This window comes from Bacillus cereus group sp. N11 (assembly GCF_016483605.1).
GTDB classification, from domain to species: domain Bacteria; phylum Bacillota; class Bacilli; order Bacillales; family Bacillaceae_G; genus Bacillus_A; species Bacillus_A toyonensis.
Map to the genome: position 1 here is coordinate 1 of NZ_JAEHBN010000089.1, position 245 is coordinate 245.

Sequence of the window (245 nt, forward strand, 5' to 3'; positions counted from 1 at the left end):
TTAAAAGCCTTTCCGAAAATTTCCTTCCAAAGTGCTAATAAAGGAGGTACCGAGATGGATTACAGAATTGAAAACCTCGATTTGGAGTGAAGAATTGTAGGAAAGAGTAAACCCGTAAAAACAAGCAGCGCAGTTAAAAAAATCCCTACACTTTGGAACCCTGCGAAAAAAGACGCATTTATGCAAGAATTAAGCGCTATGTCATGGGAAATTCCAAAATGCACGCTTGCAAGCCGTTTGAGGGT

At 40.0% G+C, this 245-nt stretch carries 1 pseudogene; it reads left to right on the top strand.

Going from position 1 to position 245, the window contains the following annotated elements:
• Positions 1–245 (top strand): annotated as a pseudogene (locus JDS98_RS29810) (AraC family transcriptional regulator); the annotation flags it as partial.